Source organism: Curtobacterium sp. PhB128 (assembly GCF_004340725.1).
GTDB lineage: Bacteria > Actinomycetota > Actinomycetes > Actinomycetales > Microbacteriaceae > Curtobacterium.
Map to the genome: position 1 here is coordinate 105,681 of NZ_SLUR01000010.1, position 18,106 is coordinate 123,786.

Genomic DNA, 18,106 nt, shown 5'->3' on the forward strand with positions numbered 1-18,106 from the left:
CTTCGGGGAACGGCCGGGACGGCGGGGAACGGGAGAACGGCGGGGAAGGGTGTGCGCCGGTGTCAGGCGGGCGCGGGACCCGTCGACTCCCGGACGGTCAGGTGGGTGGGCAGTGCGACGGCGCCGGTCACGTGCTCACCGGGCAGCTCGTCGGCGGGGATCGCACCGAGCCGGCCGAGCAGCATCCGGATCGCGACCCGGCCGGCGCGTTCGATCGGCGAGGTCATGGTGGTGAGCGGCGGGTTGCAGAAGTCGGCACCGAAGATGTCGTCGCAGCCGACGATGCTCATGTCCTCGGGGACGCGGACGCCCCGTTCCCGCAGCCGCGCGAGCATGCCGATCGCGATCAGGTCGTTGAAGGCGATGCAGGCCGTGGCCCCGGCGTGCACGGCGGCGTCGGCGGCTGCGGCTCCGGAGTCGACGAACGGCGCGTGCGGCCCGATGCGGGCGACGCGGACCCCGAGGCGCTTCGCGACGCGCACGAGCGCCTTCCACCGGCGTTCGTTCGACCACGAGCTGTCCGGACCGGCGACGTAGAGCACGTCGCGGTGGCCCAGGGAGACGAGGTGCTGCACGGCCTGCTCGACGCCGCCGGGGGTGTCGATGAGCACCGAGGGCACCCCGGCGGGGCGACGGTTGACGACGACGAGGGGGATCCGTTCGGCGAACCGGGCGATCTGGGCGTCGGACAGCCGTGAGGCGGTGAGGACGACGCCGTCGGCCTTCGCGCCGATCGAGCTCAGGGTGGCGAGTTCGGCGTCGGCGGACTCCTCGGTGTCGACGAGCAACTGCGTCCACCCGGCGCCGGCGAGCTGGTGCTGCGTACCGCGGATGACGTCGAAGTAGAACGGGTTCGTGATGTCGGAGACGAGCACGGCGACGGCCCGGGTGCGGCCGGACGTCAGGGCGCGTGCCTGCGAGTTGGCGACGTAGCCGAGTTCGCGGGCCGCGCGTTGGATGCGCTCCTGCGTGGCGTGGTTCACGCGGTCGGGCAGCGAGAGTGCACGGGACACGGTCGACGGGGCCACACCGGTCGCGTCGGCGATGTCCCGGATGGTCACGCGCCGGGCGGCGCTGAAGCCGGCGCCGGCGCTCGTGTCGGCGCTCGCGTCGGATCGCGTGCCGAAGCCGCTGCCGGCGCCGGAGACGTCGATGTCTGTGTCGCTCACGAGGCCGAACGTATTCGCGTCTGGCAACAAGTGGCAACCGGTTGCCGGATGTTGCCAACGGCGGAACAGTGGTGCCACCGGGCAGCGCCGCCCGGAGGAGGTCTCGAGGAGGAAGCCCCCGGATGAACAGAACACGGCTGAAGCCCCGCACCCTCGTCGGTGCCGTCGCGGTGATCGCCCTCGCCGCTCTCTCCCTGCAGGGCTGCGCCGTCGTGAACGGCAGCGGCGACGACCCGAACACCCTCCGCGTGATGATGGGCGCGGACACCACGTACCCCAAGGAGCGCAAGCAGTGGCAGCAGGACACCGCTGCCGAGTTCAAGCGCACCACCGGTGCGGACATCCAGTGGGAGACCTACTCGTCCGCGCAGGAGGAGTTGACCGCGATCCAGACCAGCGTCATCTCCGGCCAGGGCCCCGACGTCTACGCCATCGGCACCACGTTCACCCCCACCGCCTACGCCACCGGTGCCTTCGTCGAGATGGGATCGAAGGAGTGGAAGGCCATCGGCGGCAAGGACCAGTTCGACCCGGCCTCGTTCGGCATCTCGGGGCCGAGTGACTCGAAGCAGATCGGGATCCCGTTCGCCAGCCGTCCGTTCGTGATGGCCGTCAACAAGGACCTCCTCGCGAAGGCCGGCATCACCGACATGCCGACCACGTGGGACGAGCTGACCGAGGACGCGAAGGCCACCACCGGTGACGGCCGGCACGGCCTGGCGATCGCCTACGCCGACGGCTTCGACCCGTGGAAGTTCGTGTGGGGCATGGCGCAGAACGCCGGCAACACCATCGTCTCGAAGGACGGGAAGGCCGAGATCGACAGCGACGCCGTCGAGAACGCGTACCGGACCTACTTCGACTGGGTCACGAAGGACGGCGTCGTCGACAAGGCCGCGATCGGCTGGAACAACGCGCAGGCCCTGGCCCAGTTCACCGAGGGCAAGGCCGCGTTCTTCCCGATGACGACCACCACCGCGATCAACTCGTTCAAGGACACCAAGGTCGACGGCAAGTACGAGTTCGCCCTGCTCCCCACCGTCCCGCCGGGGGCCAGCGAGCGCCCGGCCGACGGCATCGAGGCCGCGAGCATCCTGTCCGGTGACAACTGGGTGGTGGCCGACTACGGCACGAAGCAGCAGCTGTCCTTCGACTTCGTCAAGCAGCTCAGCGCACCGAAGGCGCAGCTCGAGTACTACGACCTGTTCGGCAACCTGCCGACCAACGCGTCCGCCGCCGCTGACCTGGCGGCCGACAACCCGCAGCTCAAGCCGATCATCGACGCGGGCCGCCTGTCGAAGCCCACCGCCTTCACCGGCGCCTGGTCCGACATCCAGCTCGCCCTGGTCGACGTGGTCGTGCAGTCGATCCCGTCGCTCAAGAGCGGCGAGGTCACCGACGACCAGCTCCGCAAGCGTCTGCAGGACGCCCAGAAGGACGCCCAGTCCACCCTCGACCGTCAGAAGAACGGAGGTCTGTGATGACCAGCACCCAGACCAGACCGCCGCAGCGCACGGAGCAGACGGTCCGCCCGCACGGCACGACGCCGCTGTACAAGAAGGAGCGTCCGCTCTGGATGCTCATCCCCGGCGGGGTCCTCATGCTCGCCGTCATCGTGGTGCCACTCCTGGTGGGCTTCTACATCGCGATGCTCGACCTGGACCAGTACACGCTGCGGCAGTGGTTCAGCGCCCCCTTCATCGGCTTCGCGAACTTCACCGAGGCCTTCACGAACTCGCCCCTGCTCCACTCGATCTGGATCTCGGTGTCGCTGTCCGTCCTGGTCACCGCGGTCACCGTGCCGATCGGCGTCGCGGCCGCGATCTCGACGCAGAACCGGTTCCCGGGGCGCGGCCTCGTCCGGTCGATCTACCTGATCCCGTACGTGCTGCCCGCGTTCGTCGTCGGCACGTTCTTCCGCACGATGCTGCAGCCGCAGGGCGTCGTGAACTCGATCCTGCACACCGACGTGCTCTGGCTGAACGGCTCCGCGTCGTACTGGGCGCTGGCCGGCGTGATGATCTGGACGAGCTGGCCGTTCGTCTACCTGCTGTCGCTCGCCGGGCTGCAGGCCGTGGACAACGAGGTGCACGAGGCCGCCGCGCTCGACGGCGTGACCTGGTGGGCGAAGCTCCGCTACATCATCTTCCCGTACCTGCGCGGCCCGCTCAGCCTGGCGGTGATCATCGCGATCCTGCACAACATCAACAACTTCACCCTGCCGTTCGTGCTGTTCGGCATCCCGCTGCCGTCGAGCGTCGAGGTCATGCCCGTCCTGACGTACATCGCGAGCTTCCAGTCGTTCCGCTTCGGTCTGTCCGCGGCCATGGCGATCTGCTCCCTCGTGATCGTCGCCATCCCGCTGTTCGTCTACCTGCGAGCCGTCAAGCTCGACACCGGTGACGACGCGGGCCCCAACCGGAAGCAGCGCCGCGCCGACCGCGCCACGCTCGCCGCCGCCCCGACCGCCGCCGACATCGACGGAGCACGAGCATGAGCGCCCAGAGCACATCCTTCGCCGGCACCACCCGGACCCGCCCGACGTCGACCTTGACCGAGAGCATCACCGCACCCGGTCGACGCCACAAGCGCCCCTACGACACCGACGTCACCCGGCTCCTGCCCCGCTGGCTGCTCATCGTGGTGATCGCGATCATCATCGCGTTCATCGCCGTCCCGGTCCTGTACATCCTGTTCGGCTCGGTGAACTCGGACGTCGCGGTCGCCCGCGGCGAGTACTTCCCGTCCGAGTTCACGCTGTCGAACTACGTCGAGATCTGGTCGACGGTCGCCCTCGGCGAGGGGCTGGTCAACTCGATGCTCACCGCCGGCGCGGTCGCCATCGCGAGTGCGGCGCTCGCCGTGTCCACCGCGTACGTGCTGGTCCGGTTCCGGTTCCTCGGCCGCCTGACCATCCTGCGTGGGCTCCTCGCGCTGCAGTCGATCCCCGGCACGCTCCTGCTGCTGCCCGTGTTCGTGGTGTTCTCGAACATCGCCAGCGCCACGGGCGTGCAGATCATCGGCACCCGCTGGGGTCTGTTCGTCACCTACCTGACGTTCGCCCTGCCGTTCTCGACCTGGGTCATGGTCACCTACCTGCGTGGTCTGCCCAAGGAACTCGAGGAGGCCGCCCGCATCGACGGCGCCTCGAGCACGAAGATCCTGACGAAGATCGTCCTGCCGCTGTCGTGGCCCGGCATCGTCGTCTCGGCGATCTTCGCCTTCCTGCTCGGCTGGAACGACGTCCTGTTCTCCACGATCATGACGACCCCGAACACCCGGACGGTGGCCGTGGTCCTGCAGGTGCTCGGCACCGCGCAAGAGGGCGGTGCTGTCCCGATCTACGGCCAGATGATGGCCGCCTCGATCGTCTGCGCCGTGCCGGTCGTCGCCCTGTACCTCATCTTCCAGCGCTACCTGGTGGGCGGTCTGACGGCCGGCTCCGTCAAGTGAGCGCGGCAGTCACCGCAACCCAGAACCGGACTGGAGGCCCGTGGCGGCCCCGCCACGCGCCTCCCGTCCGACACGAAAGGACACCATGACCGACCAGCCCACGTGGGAACTCTCCGGCTTCGGCGACGAGATCGACTCAGACCCCGTCGTCCAGGTCGCGGTCCTGCAGGCGCTCGGCGCGAGCGCCATCGAGGTCCGCAGCGCCTGGGGCGTGAACGTCGTCGACCTCGACGAGGACCAGCTCGCCGGACTCCACCGCCTGCTCGAGGAGCGCGGACAGACCGTGTCCGCCATCGCCTCGCCGATCGGCAAGGTCTCCGTCGACGAGCCCGTCGAGCACGAGGTCGGACGGCTCGGTCGCGCGATCGCCGCCGCGCACGCCCTCGGCACCACGAACATCCGGATCTTCTCGTTCTACTTCGAGGGCCGGCAGCCGGAGGACGTCCGCGACGACGTCCTCGTCCGGATGCGCGCCCTGGCCGACCTCGCCGCACGCGAGGGCGTGACCCTGCTCCACGAGAACGAGAAGGACATCTACGGCGACGTCCCCTCGCGCGTGCTCGACATCGTCGAGAGCGTCGGGTCCCCGGCGCTCCGACTGGCCTGGGACAACGCGAACTACGTGCAGTGCGGCGTCAAGCCGTTCACCGACGGGTGGGCGCAGCTCGCGCCCTACGTCGACTACCTGCAGGTCAAGGACGCACTGGCCGCCGACTCGTCGGTCGTCCCCGCGGGCGAGGGTGACGGCGAACTGCTGCAGACCCTCACCGCGCTGCGCGACGCCGGGTACTCCGGCTACGCCTCGCTCGAGCCGCACCTCAGCGACTTCACCTCCCTCGGCGGGTTCTCCGGCCCCGCGGCCTTCGGTCGTGCCGGTCGTGCCCTCCGCACCCTCACCGACCAGATCGGAGTCACCCTGCGATGACCACCCCACTGAAGTTGGCAGTCGTCGGCGCCGGCGTCATCGGACGCCACCACGCCACGGTCGCCGTCCACCACCCGGACCTGCAGGTCGTCGCCCTCGTCGACGCGATCCCCGCCGCCGCCACGAGCGCCGCCGACGAGATCGAGGCGATGGGCGTCACCCGCCCCGTCACGACGTCCACCATCGAGGAAGCGATCGCGCAGACCGACATCGACGTCGTCGCGATCTGCTCGCCCTCAGGCATGCACGTGCAGCTCGCCGAGGCCGCCCTGGCCGCCGGCAAGCACGTCGTCATCGAGAAGCCCCTCGACACCACGATGCCCCGGGCCCGGCAGATCGCCGCGCTCGCCGCAGCGGCACGCGACCGTGGACTCGTCACGAGCGTCATCAGCCAGCACCGCTTCGACCCGGCCTCGGCCGCCGTCGCCGCAGCCGCCCACGACGGCGGGTTCGGCACCGTGACCTCCGGCCTGGCGAGCGTCGCCTGGTACCGGTCGCAGGGCTACTACGACTCCGGTGACTGGCGCGGCACCTGGGCGCTCGACGGTGGTGGCGCCGTGATGAACCAGGGCGTGCACACCGTCGACCTGCTCGTCTGGGCGCTCGGCCGTCCGGTCGAGATCTCGGCCCAGACCGGGCTGCTCGCGCACGACCGCATCGAGGTCGAGGACACCGCCGTCGCCACCGTCCGGTTCGCCGGCGGCGCGCTCGGCGTCATCCACTGCACGACCGCCGCGTACCCGGGCCTCTCCGCCCGCTACGCCGTGTACGGCACGCACGGGTCGGCGATCGTCGACGACGACCGCCTGGCCTACTTCCACATCGCACCCGACGCCGCGACCCTCGAGTCCGCGTCGACCACCTCGAACGCCTCGGCGGTCGCGGGCGCGGTCGACCAGAAGGACGACGTCGTCCCGCCGGAGCACGTCGTCGGCGGCCCTGCCGAGCCCGACCACTTCGCCGCAGGGCACGGTCGGCAGTACACCGACATCGTGGCCGCGATCCGCGAGGGCCGTGAGCCCGGCGTGACCGTCGACGCGGCCCTCGTGTCGCTCGCCACCGTCCGCGGGCTGTACGTCAGCGCGACGCTCGGGCAACCCGTCCGGATCGACGACGTGATCGAGGGCAAGTACGACGACGTGGTGCCCGTGGTGGGCGCTGCAGCAACGTCCGACACCGCGACCGAAGGAGCCACCCGATGAAGTTCTCCGTGTTCACCGCCTCCACCCCCGACTGGACCCCGTCGCAGGCCGCCTCGACGCTGGCCGAGCAGGGCTGGGACGGCGTCGAGTGGCGCATCGTCGACGACCGCCCCGCGGACGGCACCGTCGTGCCCGCCGGTCGCTCGTTCTGGGCCGGCAACAACTCCACGTGGCAGTTCACCGGCGTCCAGGACCACGTCGGCGAGATCGCGCGGATCACCGACGCCGCCGGCCTCGAGTACTCCGGCATCGGCGGGTACCAGCAGGCGTCGGACCACGAGGGCGTCGAGACGATGCTCCGCGTCACGAGCGAGCTCGGCGCCCGCCAGGTCCGCGTCTCGATGCCGATGTACCGGCAGGAGAAGGAACGCACCGGCGAGACGTACGGGCAGATCTTCGACCGCACCCGCGCCGACCTCGAGTGGGCGGTGACCCGGGCGACCGAGCTCGGTGTCAAGGCGCTCGTCGAGCTGCACCACATGACGATCACGCCCTCGGCCTCGGCGGCGCTGCGGCTCGTCGACGGCCTCGACCCGGAGCACATCGGCGTCATCCACGACCTCGGCAACCTGGTCATCGAGGGGCAGGAGGACCACCTCGCCGCGTTCGAGCTCCTCGGCCCGTACCTCGCGCACGCCCACGTGAAGAACGCCCGCTGGGTCGACACCGGCGACACCCGCGCCGACGGCAGCACGATCTGGCAGAACGAGTGGGCGCCGCTGCGCACCGGGCAGGCGTCCGTCTCCGAGTACCTCGACGCCCTCCGCCAGGTCGGCTACGACGGCTGGGTCACCATCGAGGACTTCTCCACCGACCTGCCGCTCGAGGCCCGGACCGCCGACAACCTGGCGTACCTGCGGTCCCTCGTCCCGGTGTCGGCATGACCGATCGCCGCCCCGGCATCGTCCACCTCGGGGTGGGCGCGTTCGCGCGCGCCCACCTCGCCTGGTACACCGCCCACACCACGGGGGAGTCGTGGGGCATCACGGCCTTCACCGGCCGCTCGCCCGCGGCGGCCGACGCCCTCACCGCGCAGGACTGCCGGTACACGCTGGTCACGCGTGCTGCGTCCGGCGACGACGCCGAGGTGGTCGACACGATCGTGGCCGCCCACCCGGGCAGCGACGACACGGCCTGGAGGCACGTGGTCGCGTCCCCGGAGACCACCATCGTGACGCTGACGGTCACCGAGCAGGGCTACCGGTCCGGTTCCGACGTCCCCGCCCGGTTGGTCACGGGGCTCGACGCCCGGCGGACGGCTGGCGGCGGGCGCATCGCGCTCGTCAGCCTCGACAACCTGACGCACAACGGCGCGGTGCTGCGCGAAGCCGTGCTGGGTGCCACCACCGACCCCGGACTGCGCGCGTGGATCGAGGCGCACGTCTCGTTCCCGTCGTCGATGGTCGACCGGATCACCCCCGCGACCACCGACGCCGACGTCGAGGGCCTCGCCGCCCTGCGGGGAGCGCTCACCGGGGACCGGGTGCCCGTCGTCACCGAGCCCTTCGCGGAGTGGGTGCTCGAGGACGCCTTCGACGGGATCGACCGCCCCGCGTGGGAGACGGCCGGCGTGCGCATCGTCGACGACGTCACCCCGTACGAGCAGCGGAAGCTCTGGCTGCTGAACGGCTCGCACTCGCTGCTCGCGTACCTCGGGCTCCAGCTCGGGCACGAGACCGTCGCCGCGGCCGTGGACGACCCGGTGTGCCGTGCCGCCGTCGAGCAGCTGTGGGACGAGGCCGCCCGCGAACTGCCGCTGCCTGCCGACGAGGTCACCGACGCCCGTGCCGCCCTGGTGGACCGGTTCCGGAACCCCCGCATCCGGCACACCCTGCGGCAGATCGCCTCCGGCGGGTCGCAGAAGCTGCCCGTCCGGGTCGTCGACGTCGTGCGGCACCGACTCGAGCGTGAGCCGTCCGCCGGCATCGGGCCCGGCGCCGCGACCGCGATCGCCGCGTGGTGGTTCCACGTCACGACGCAGCCCGACCTCGTGGACGACGACGGAGCCCCCGGGGCAGACTCGGACGTGCGCGACGTGCTGCGCGTCATCGCCCCCGACCTCGACACCATCGACGTGGTCGACGCGATCACCGCGGCGGCCGACGACATCCGTGCGGCGAGCACCGCCGCACGCACCACCACGAGCACCGACGAAGGAGTCCACGCATGACCGACACCACCACGAACCCCGCGGCACCGGTGCCGGGCGCCGCCGACACCGGCGCGGCGACCGGGAACACCTCCGGGCGTCCGGACACGTGGGCGTCGGCCGACCGCGGCCAGCTCATCGAGCGTGCCGAGGTCATCGTCACCAGCCCGAACCGGAACTTCGTCACGCTGAAGATCACGACCGCCGACGGCGTCACGGGCCTCGGCGATGCGACGCTGAACGGCCGCGAGCTCGGCGTCGCCGCGTACCTGTCCGAGCACGTCGTGCCGCTGCTGATCGGCCGCGACGCCAGCCGCATCGAGGACGCCTGGCAGTTCCTGTACCGCTCGTCGTACTGGCGCCGTGGCCCGGTCACGATGGCGGCGATCGCGTCCGTCGACATGGCGCTCTGGGACATCAAGGCCAAGGTCGCCGGCATGCCGCTCTACCAGCTGCTCGGTGGTGCCTCCCGCACCGGGCTGATGGCGTACGGGCACGCCTCCGGCAAGGAACTCCCCGAGCTGTTCGACTCGATCCGCGAGCACCAGGAGGAGGGCTACCGCTCGATCCGCGTGCAGACCGGCGTCCCCGGTCTCGAGAGCATCTACGGCATCGCGTCGAACAAGACCACCGAGGGCAACGAGGGCGTCCGGTACGACTTCGAGCCGGCGCAACGTGGGGCCTTCCCCGCCATGGAGGACTGGGACACCCGCGCCTACCTGCGCCACGTCCCCACCGTGTTCGAGGCCGTCCGCAACGAGTTCGGACCCGAACTGCCGCTGCTGCACGACGGCCACCACCGGATGACCCCGCTGCAGGCCGCCAAGCTCGGCAAGTCGCTCGAGCCGTACGACCTGTTCTGGCTCGAGGACTGCACCCCGGCCGAGAACCAAGAGGCACTCAAGCTCGTCCGGCAGCACACCACCACGCCGCTCGCGATCGGCGAGGTCTTCAACACGATCTGGGACTTCAAGGACATCATCCGCGACCAGCTCATCGACTACGTCCGCGGAGCCGTCACGCACATGGGTGGCATCTCCCCGCTCAAGAAGACGATGGACTACGCCGCGATGTACCAGATCAAGTCCGGGTTCCACGGGCCGACCGACATCTCGCCCGTCGGCCTGGCCGCCCAGATGCACCTCGGGATGGCGATCCACAACTTCGGCATCCAGGAGTACATGCAGCACGGCCCGCAGACGAACCAGGTGTTCCAGCAGACCTTCACTTTCACCGACGGCTACCTGCACCCCGGTGACGAGCCCGGCCTCGGGGTCAGCCTCGACGTCGACGAGGCCGGCAAGTACCCGTACGAGCAGGCCTACCTGCCGTTCAACCGCCTGGCCGACGGAACGGTGCACGACTGGTAGCGGCAAGCTGTGGGTGTGGAGTTCGCAGAGGTCGCCCGGGAGCTGCTGCTCGTCGCGCCGGGGGACTTCGTCGCCGAGCGCACGGCTCGCCAACGCGCGGTCCGGAAGGACGACCGGTCCCTGGCGGCGGCGATCGGGAAGCTCCGGAAGCCGGCACCGGCAGCGTGGGTCGTGGACCTGCTCGCGCACGACGGCGCCCTCGACGACGCGGTCGACCTCGGGCCAGCCCTCCGCAAGGCCCAGGCCGACGCCGACCCCGGAGCGATCCGGACACTCCGACAGCAACGCTCCGAGGTGATCGAGGCGCTGGCGCAGGCCGGGGCCGACCTCGCCTCGGACGCCGGACACCCGGTGACGGCGGCGGTGCTGGCACAGGTGCGGGCGACGATCGAAGCGGCGATGGCCGATCCGCACGCAGGCGCCGCTGTGCGTTCGGGGCTGCTCGTGACGCCCTTGGAGAGCGTGGGGTTCGACGCGGTCGACCTGGACGGGGCGCTCGCGGACCCGGACGCGGTGCCGGACGCCTGGTCCGGCAGCGATGCCCCACCCATCCCGATCACCCAGGCGAGGGGCGCGCGGAAGGCGAGCCGTGCCTCCCGGTCGACGGAGACGGAACCCCAGGACGGACCGGAGCCGGACGCCCAGCCCGAGCCCAAGCGTGACCCGGCCGCTGCGCGGAAGGCCGCACGCCAGGCGGAGACCGCCGCCCGGAGCGAGTCGCGCGACGCCGATGCCGCAGTCGACGCCGCGGAGGCGGACCTCGAGCAGGCCGAGGAGCGCCGGGCCGACCTGCAGCGCGAGCTCGATCGGGCGACCGCGGAGATCGAGGCCCTCGAACGTGCTCGCGACGCCGCCGAGGCCACGAGCAACGACGCCCGCGAGCTGCTGGCGGCCGCGCAGGAGCACCGGCGCAGCCTCGGCCGCTGAGCCTCGCGGAGCGTTCCTTCCCATCACGCGCGCGATGGAAGGTCGAATCGGGCGTACTCGGTCAAAAGGAACGACCACCTACGCCCGGAACGACCCACTACGCACGGAACGACCGCCTCCGCGCGGCACGACCGCCGATCGTTACACAACAGTTGTCGTTCTTGACGAGCGGCGTTGGAGCGGTCTAACGTCGGACACCATGCTTCGGGCCGGCGATGGTCCGCCGGGATCCGTCTCCGCATCAGCACGGGGCGCCCCGGGTACAGGACTCGCATCATCGCCGACGCCCCGACCGCCCGCAGCCACTGCGCGGGCGGTCGGGTGCGTGGCGCGCGGCGCACCCCGGAGACATGCCGCGATGCCGGGTCGAGCACTCCGGGGCCCCTCCAGGAGAGACGACACATGTCGGAACCCCGCACCAACCGCACCACGACCATGACCCCGCCGAACGGCGTGACGACCGCCCCACCTGCCACCGCACCACCGTCTGCCGGGCGCGAGGGCCTCATCGCCCGCCTCGGCATCCCGCACCCGCTGCGCTGGGGCTTCCTCGGTGTCCTCGTCTTCATGACGGGCGACGGCATCGAGTCGAACTTCATCGCTCCGCACATCGCCGCTGCCCTCGGCTCGGGCGGTACGGACAGCGCCGCGATGGTGATCGGCATCTACGGCGTCGCCGTCCTGGTGGCGTCCTACTTCGCCGGCGTGCTCTCCGAGCTGTGGGGCCCGCGCCGCGTCATGACGATCGGGGCCGTCCTGTGGGTGGTGTTCCAGGTCGCGTTCCTCGCGGCACTGCCCACCGGGTCGGTCGGGCTGATCGCCCTGACGTACTTCCTGCGCGGACTCGGCTTCCCGCTGTTCGCCTTCTCGTTCCTCTGCTGGGTGAACCACACCGTGGCGCGCGACCGGAACGCCACGGCCGTCGGCTGGTTCTACGTCGTCTTCACCGGCGGCCTGCCGACGCTCGGCTCGCTCATCGCGATCGGCAGCATCCCCGCGTTCGGTGGCGGCCACACGGGTGAGACGTGGTCGATGGCCCTGTCGCTCGTCCTGGTCGTGGCCGGCTGGGTGATCGTCCGGTTCGGCGTGCACGAGCGGACCGGGCTCGGCCGCATCGCCCCGCGCTCGCACTCCGCCGCACGGGTCATCGCCAGCGGCATCGAGGTCTGCATCACGCGCCCCAAGGTCCTGCTCGCCGTCCTGATCCGGCTCGTCAACACGGCGCCCGAGTTCGGCATGTTCGTGATCATGCCGGCGATCATCGGCACCGAGCTCGGGTGGGGCCAGTCGAAGTGGCTCACGATGACGGTGATCGTCTACGCCGGCAACATCCTGTTCAACGCATTCTTCGGCGCCCTCGGCGACCGCATCGGCTGGATCCGCACCGTCAAGTGGTTCGGCATCGGCGCCTCGGCGATCGGGCTGCTGGCCTGGTGGTACGTCCCGCACCTGGTGCCGGCCGGTTCCGAGTGGGGCTTCTGGCTCGCCACCGCCGCGGGCACGGTGTTCGGCATCATGCTCGCCGGGTTCACGCCCATGGGCGCGATCGTCCCTGCCTTCGCCGGCGAGGAACGCCGCGGCGCCGCGATGGCCATGTACGCCACGGCGGCCGGCGGTGCGACCTTCCTCGGCAACGCCGTGGTCAGCGCCGTCCTGCCGTGGGGTGGGCCCGGTGGCGTGGTCTGGACGTTCGTCGGCCTCTACGTCCTCGCCTTCGTGGTGCTGTCGTTCCTCAAGGTGCCGAAGGAGGCGGTGGCCGCTGGGCACTGAGGCACGACACGCCCGGCGGGTGCTGGTAGAGTCGGTGATTGACTTCGGCGAGGGCCGCGACAGCGGCCGTGATCGACGCGGTGGGAGACCCGGCCCAGCCCAGGGAACGTTCCTCACGCGTGCACGCGTTCGAGTTGCAACACCACAGACCCCCACGATGCCGGACCGCCGGTGTCGACCCCCGAGACCAGGAGGCACCATGGCCGACTACACGAAGCTCGCAGCGGACGTCCGCACCAAGTTCGGCAAGGGTGCAGCGCGCAAGCTCCGCGCCGCCGACAAGATCCCGGCAGTGGTCTACGGCCACGGCACCGAGCCGAAGCACATCTCGCTGCCCGGTCACGAGACCATGCTGCTCGTCCGTACCGCCAACGCGGTCGTCGACCTCGACATCGAGGGTGCGGCCCAGCTCGCTCTCGTCAAGGACGTCCAGCGTGACCCGGTGCGCCAGATCATCGAGCACATCGACCTCGTGGTCCTGCGCCGCGGCGAGAAGGTCACGGTCGACGTGCCCGTCGTCATCGAGGGCGAGTCCTTCTCCGGCACGATCCACGTGCAGGACCTGAACACCGTCTCCCTGCTGGTCCTCGCGACCGACATCCCGGAGCACGTCGTCGTCGACGTCGAGGGCCTCGAGGACGGCAAGCAGATCACGGCCGCCGAGCTCACCCTTCCCGAGGGCGCCGAGCTCGAGACCGACGGCGAGGCGCTCGTCGTGCAGATCGTCACCCCGCGTGGCACCGCTGACGACGACGCTGCGGACGAGGCCTCGGCCGAGGCCGGTGCCGAAGCCGGTGCCGAGGGCGGCTCCGAGCCGGTCGACTCCGAGTAACACCCCCTTCGAAGGCATCTGGTCGACGCTGTGGCGGATCGAACGCTGGTCGTGGTCGGACTCGGGAACCCCGGGCCCGACTACGCCGGCAACCGTCACAACGTCGGCCAGATGGTCCTCGACGAACTCGCGTCCCGCATGGGTGCGCGGTTCAAGAAGCACAAGACGCCGAACCAGGTCGCCGAGGGGCGCCTGGTGCCCGGCGGACCGCGCCTGGTGCTCGCGAAGCCCGGCTCGTTCATGAACACCTCCGGCGGACCGGTCTCGTCGGTCCTCGGGTTCTACAGCGCCACCCCAGCTGACCTCGTCGTCGTGCACGACGAGCTGGACCTGCCGTTCGACACCGTCCGCCTCAAGGGCAGCGGGGGTCACGGCGGGCACAACGGGCTGCGCGACATCATCAAGGCCACCGGCACGAACGAGTTCACGCGCGTGCGGGTCGGCATCGGTCGTCCGCCCGGTCGTCAGGACCCTGCCGACTACGTGCTGCGTGACTTCTCCGCAGCCGAGAAGAAGTCGCTGCCCATCCTGCTGGCCGACGCCGCGGACGCGGTCGAGGCGATCGCCGAGGTCGGACTCGTCGCCGCGCAGCAGCGGGTGCACGCACCGTCCTGACCTCGCCGTCCGTGTTCGCCCGTCGCGCACCACGCGGGCGGTGTCGGTGGGGGCCGGTACCATCTCCTGAGTGACGATCTCGGGCATCATCCCTGCGCTCTCGCGCGCCTCCGCGTTCGATCGCGTGCTCCGCGCCGCGCCTCGTGACGCCGACTTCTCGGTCGTCGACGGCCTGCGGGTCCCGCTGCTCGGGGCGCTGCTCGCCGAGCGGAACGGGCCGCAGTGCGTGCTCGTCATCACGGCGACGGGGCGTGAAGCCGAAGCGGTCCGCGACGCCCTCGGCAGCTACGTCCCCGACGCCGACGTCCTCGAGTTCCCGGCGTGGGAGACCCTGCCGCACGAACGGCTCAGCCCGAGTGCCCAGACCGTCGGCACCCGCATCGCGACGCTCCGCAGGCTCGCGTCCTGGTCCGCTGCCGACGCCGCCGACCGCCGCACCACCATCGTCGTGGCGAGCGTCCGCGCAGCGCTGCAGCCGATCGCCGCAAACCTGACCTCGCTCGCACCCGTCGTGCTGCGCACCGACTCGCGCGGCAACGACCTGGCCGCCATCGCCGCGAAGCTCGTCGACATGGCCTACGCCCGCGTCGACCTCGTCACGCGGCGCGGTGAGTTCGCGGTGCGCGGCGGCATCCTCGACGTCTTCCCGCCCACCGCGGACCACCCCGTCCGCGTCGACTTCTTCGGCGACGAGATCGAGGCCGTCAAGGCGTTCTCGGTCGCCGACCAGCGCACGACCGAGGACGACCTGGGCTCGGTCGAACTCACCGCCTCGCGCGAACTCCTGCTCAGCGACGACGTCCGGCAGCGGGCGCGCGAGATGCTCCACGAGTTCCCGAACCTGTCCCAGATGCTCGCGAAGATCGCCGAGGGGATCCCGGTCGAGGGCATGGAGTCCCTCGCCCCCGCGCTCGTGCAGGACCTCGTCCCGATGACCTCGTACCTGCCCGAGGACGCCACCATCGCGGTGTTCTCGCCCGAGCGGGTGAACGGTCGGGCGAACAGCCTGGCCGAGACGAACACCGAGTTCCTGCAGGCCGCGTGGAGCGCCGCGGTCGCCGGGGCCCAGGCGCCGATCGACCTCGACGCCGGCAACTTCCTGACCGTGCAGCAGCTCAAGAACACCCGCGGCCAGCGCACCTGGTGGACGGTGTCGCCGTTCGACTCCGGTCTCGACGAAGGCGACACCGCGCGCGTGCTCACCGACGCCGAGGCAGCAGCCGAGGCGGGGGAGTACATCCGCGTCCGAGCCGAGGCAGTACCGAGCTTCGCGGGCAGTGCCGACGGCGCGATCGCGCACGTCAAGGCGCTCACCGATGATGGGTGGGCGGTCGTGGTGACCGCCCAGGGCCAGGGTCTGGTCGAGCGGGCGGTGCAGGTCCTCGCCGACGCCGGGGTCGCAGCCCGTGCCGAAGTCCTGCCCGCGCCTCCCGAACCGGGTGTCGCCATCGTCACGACGGCCACCGTCGAGCACGGCTTCGCCATCCCGGATCCGCGTATCGTCGTGCTCAGCGAAGCGGAGTTCTACGGCCGGAGCGTCCAGCAGGGCGCGCGCACCGTGAAGAAGCTCGCGAGCCGTCGCAAGAACGTGGTCGACCCGCTGCAGCTCAAGCCGGGCGACGTCGTCGTGCACGCGACGCACGGCATCGGCAAGTTCGTGGAACTGGTGAGCCGCGAGGTCAGCTCCGGCGGCCGCAACGCGGTGAAGACGCAGCGCGAGTACCTCGTGCTCGAGTACGCGCCGTCGAAGCGGAACTACCCCGGCGACAAGCTCTTCGTGCCGACCGACCAGCTCGACCAGCTCTCGCGGTACGTCGGTGGCGAGTCCCCGACCCTGTCGAAGATGGGCGGCTCGGACTGGTCCGCTGCCAAGTCGAAGGCCCGCAAGGCCGTCCGCGACATCGCCGTCGACCTCGTGAAGCTGTACTCGGCGCGGATGGCGTCGAAGGGGCACGCGTTCGGCCCGGACACCCCGTGGCAGCGCGAGCTGGAAGAGGCGTTCCCGTTCGCCGAGACCGCCGACCAGCTCACCACCATCGACGAGATCAAGCGCGACATGGAGCGGCCCATCCCGATGGACCGCCTGCTCTCGGGCGACGTCGGCTACGGCAAGACCGAGGTCGCGATCCGCGCCGCGTTCAAGGCGGTGCAGGACGGCAAGCAGGTCGTCATGCTCGTGCCGACGACGTTGCTCGTCCGCCAGCACATGGAGACGTTCCAGGAGCGCTTCGCCGGCTTCCCCGTGCACCTGCGCGCCCTGAGCCGGTTCCAGTCCGAGAAGGAGTCGAAGGAGACCATCGCCGGGCTCGCCGACGGGACCGTCGACATCGTCATCGCGACCCACCGGATCCTGTCGCAGGGCATCACCTTCAAGGACGTCGGGCTCGTCATCATCGACGAGGAGCAGCGGTTCGGTGTCGAGCACAAGGACCAGCTGAAGAAGTTCAAGACGAACGTCGACGTCCTGGCGATGTCGGCGACCCCGATCCCACGCTCGCTCGAGATGGCGGTCACCGGGATCCGCGAGATGTCGACCCTCGCCACCCCACCCGAGGACCGCCACCCCATCCTGACCTTCGTGGGGCCGCAGTCCGACCTGCAGGTGGCCGCCGCGATCCGCCGCGAGCTGCTGCGCGAGGGCCAGGTGTTCTACGTGCACAACCGCGTGCGGGACATCCAGGGCGTCGCCGCGCACCTGGCCGAGATCGTTCCGGACGCCCGCATCGCCGTGGCACACGGGCAGATGTCCGAGAGCACCCTCGAGCAGGTCATGGTCGACTTCTGGGAGCGCCGGTTCGACGTCCTCGTGTCGACGACGATCATCGAGACCGGTCTCGACATCGCGAACGCGAACACGCTCATCATCGACAAGGCCGACAAGTACGGGCTGTCGCAGCTCCACCAGCTGCGCGGTCGTGTCGGCCGAGGGCGCGAGCGCGGGTACGCGTACTTCCTGTACGACTCCGAGAAGCCCCTGTCCGAGACCGCACAGGACCGCCTCGAGACCATCGCGGCGAACAACGAGCTCGGCGCGGGCATGCAGGTCGCCATGAAGGACCTCGAGATCCGCGGCGCCGGCAACCTGCTCGGCGGCGAGCAGTCCGGGCACATCGCGGGCGTGGGGTTCGACCTGTACCTCCGGATGATCGGCGAGGCCGTCTCGCAGTTCCGCGGTGACGTGGCCGAGGGGCAGACCGAGCTCCGACTCGAGATCCCGGTCGACGCGCACATCCCCGAGGACTACGTCGAGTCCGAGCGGCTCCGGCTCGAGGCGTACCAGAAGCTGTCGGCGGCCTCGGCCCCGACGGCGCAGCAGGACGCCATCGACATGGTGCTCGACGAACTCACCGACCGCTACGGGCAGCCGCCGCAGGCCGTGCAGACGCTGGTCGAGGTCTCCCGCCTGCGTCGCATGGCGCAGCAGGTCGGCCTGTCCGACGTGGTGGTCATGGGGTCGAACCTGCGCGTGGCGGGCAAGGAGCTCGCCGACTCGTCGCAGGTGCGGCTCAAGCGGATGTTCCCGGGCGCGAAGTGGTTCCCGCAGCAGAACGCGGCGAGCATCCCGATGCCGCGTCCGCACGACCAGGCGCTGCCGGACGACGCCCTGATCCAGTGGGTCGAGAGCATCCTCACCGCCGTGTACGGCGCGACGACGCCGGCGGAGGCGCCGGCCGCGTAAGGGGTGCAGTGGTCG

The 18,106-nt window shown here is 70.7% G+C and carries 14 protein-coding genes; 13 read left to right on the plus strand and 1 reads right to left on the minus strand.

Going from position 1 to position 18,106, the window contains the following annotated elements:
* Nucleotides 1-62 precede the first annotated feature (62 nt).
* Nucleotides 63-1,061, minus strand: coding sequence for a LacI family DNA-binding transcriptional regulator (locus EDF23_RS16120; RefSeq protein ID WP_131922367.1), 999 nt, complete (start codon nucleotides 1,059-1,061; stop codon nucleotides 63-65).
* 230 nt (nucleotides 1,062-1,291) lie between these two features.
* On the opposite strand from EDF23_RS16120, the gene EDF23_RS16125 reads away from it, so the two are divergent.
* The 13 genes from EDF23_RS16125 (at nucleotide 1,292) to mfd (ending at nucleotide 18,091) form a co-directional block, all read left to right on the plus strand.
* The gene (locus EDF23_RS16125; protein ID WP_131922316.1) at nucleotides 1,292-2,650 is read left to right on the plus strand and encodes an extracellular solute-binding protein; all 1,359 of its coding nucleotides are present in this window, start codon (nucleotides 1,292-1,294) and stop codon (nucleotides 2,648-2,650) included.
* Complete coding sequence (locus tag EDF23_RS16130) at nucleotides 2,650-3,666, plus strand: sugar ABC transporter permease (RefSeq protein ID WP_123294721.1); 1,017 nt, start codon at nucleotides 2,650-2,652, stop codon at nucleotides 3,664-3,666. Before EDF23_RS16125 ends, EDF23_RS16130 begins: the two co-directional genes overlap by 1 nt.
* On the plus strand, nucleotides 3,663-4,622 hold the full coding sequence (locus tag EDF23_RS16135) for a carbohydrate ABC transporter permease (protein ID WP_165901164.1): 960 nt from the start codon (nucleotides 3,663-3,665) through the stop codon (nucleotides 4,620-4,622). The genes EDF23_RS16130 and EDF23_RS16135 overlap by 4 nt, the downstream gene beginning before the upstream one ends.
* Nucleotides 4,623-4,707: 85 nt before the next feature.
* Nucleotides 4,708-5,547: a sugar phosphate isomerase/epimerase family protein gene (locus EDF23_RS16140; RefSeq protein WP_123294722.1), complete on the plus strand. Its 840-nt coding sequence runs from the start codon at nucleotides 4,708-4,710 to the stop codon at nucleotides 5,545-5,547.
* Complete coding sequence (locus tag EDF23_RS16145) at nucleotides 5,544-6,749, plus strand: Gfo/Idh/MocA family oxidoreductase (protein ID WP_131922317.1); 1,206 nt, start codon at nucleotides 5,544-5,546, stop codon at nucleotides 6,747-6,749. Before EDF23_RS16140 ends, EDF23_RS16145 begins: the two co-directional genes overlap by 4 nt.
* Nucleotides 6,746-7,633, plus strand: a complete 888-nt coding sequence (locus tag EDF23_RS16150; protein ID WP_131922318.1) for a sugar phosphate isomerase/epimerase — start codon at nucleotides 6,746-6,748, stop codon at nucleotides 7,631-7,633. Before EDF23_RS16145 ends, EDF23_RS16150 begins: the two co-directional genes overlap by 4 nt.
* A complete protein-coding gene (locus EDF23_RS16155) occupies nucleotides 7,630-8,919 on the plus strand; it encodes a mannitol dehydrogenase family protein (protein ID WP_131922319.1) in 1,290 nt (429 codons plus the stop codon). The genes EDF23_RS16150 and EDF23_RS16155 overlap by 4 nt, the downstream gene beginning before the upstream one ends.
* Entirely contained in the window at nucleotides 8,916-10,268 is a 1,353-nt protein-coding gene (gene manD / locus EDF23_RS16160) for a D-mannonate dehydratase ManD (protein WP_243648964.1), read from the plus strand. Before EDF23_RS16155 ends, manD begins: the two co-directional genes overlap by 4 nt.
* A gap of 15 nt (nucleotides 10,269-10,283) precedes the next feature.
* Nucleotides 10,284-11,195 carry a hypothetical protein gene (locus EDF23_RS16165; RefSeq protein ID WP_131922321.1) on the plus strand — a complete coding sequence of 304 codons (912 nt, stop codon included), beginning with the start codon at nucleotides 10,284-10,286 and terminating at the stop codon, nucleotides 11,193-11,195.
* A 402-nt stretch (nucleotides 11,196-11,597) separates the two neighbouring features.
* Nucleotides 11,598-12,965, plus strand: coding sequence for an RbtT/DalT/CsbX family MFS transporter (locus EDF23_RS16170; protein ID WP_243648965.1), 1,368 nt, complete (start codon nucleotides 11,598-11,600; stop codon nucleotides 12,963-12,965).
* A 199-nt stretch (nucleotides 12,966-13,164) separates the two neighbouring features.
* Nucleotides 13,165-13,797: a 50S ribosomal protein L25/general stress protein Ctc gene (locus tag EDF23_RS16175; RefSeq protein ID WP_123294728.1), complete on the plus strand. Its 633-nt coding sequence runs from the start codon at nucleotides 13,165-13,167 to the stop codon at nucleotides 13,795-13,797.
* A 30-nt stretch (nucleotides 13,798-13,827) separates the two neighbouring features.
* The gene (gene pth, locus EDF23_RS16180; protein ID WP_123673012.1) at nucleotides 13,828-14,412 is read left to right on the plus strand and encodes an aminoacyl-tRNA hydrolase; all 585 of its coding nucleotides are present in this window, start codon (nucleotides 13,828-13,830) and stop codon (nucleotides 14,410-14,412) included.
* Between the two features lie 70 nt (nucleotides 14,413-14,482).
* Nucleotides 14,483-18,091: a transcription-repair coupling factor gene (mfd, locus tag EDF23_RS16185; RefSeq protein ID WP_131922323.1), complete on the plus strand. Its 3,609-nt coding sequence runs from the start codon at nucleotides 14,483-14,485 to the stop codon at nucleotides 18,089-18,091.
* The last annotated feature ends 15 nt before the right edge of the window (nucleotides 18,092-18,106 follow it).